Source organism: Rhizobium sp. SVR5-2C, from assembly GCF_056755115.1.
Genome location: NZ_JBNDHT010000347.1, coordinates 1 through 380, shown reverse-complemented (window position 1 = coordinate 380; position 380 = coordinate 1). Strand labels below are relative to the sequence as shown.

1 protein-coding gene is annotated in these 380 nt (G+C 68.2%); it reads right to left on the bottom strand.

Annotation, left to right across the window (positions count from 1 at the left end):
* A partial coding sequence (locus ACPYOI_RS36020) for a hypothetical protein (RefSeq protein ID WP_481424167.1) occupies window positions 1-356 on the bottom strand: 356 nt, incomplete at its 3' end.
* Between the last annotated feature and the right edge of the window lie 24 nt (window positions 357-380).

The following is a 380-nucleotide window of genomic DNA, read 5'->3' as shown; positions in this document are numbered from 1 at the left end:
CGTCGTGACAGCATCGCAAGCCGTTCTTCCGCAGATGCCAGTTCCCCCGTCAGGTATTCGCACTCGGCGCGGTTGAGCTCGAGGTCGAACGTGAGCCGAGGGCACTGCTCCCAGCCGGTCGCTCCCAGCAAGGCCCGGCCGGCGGTGAAATATTGCAGCGCGGCGTGATAGGCGGTTGCCGCCTTAGCCCGCTGGCCCGCAACACGGTTGAGGCCGGCGACCTGTTCGCGCTCCGCCGGCGCGGTAATCAGCGCCGTGCCACGCCCGAACTGGCTGACAATGTCGAAGATGGTCTCCTCTAGTGCCTCCGCCGGCGTTTGCGCCGCGAGCACGCGGCCGATCCGAAGATGCGCCATGGCCCGCTCCCCCTCGGGGATGAG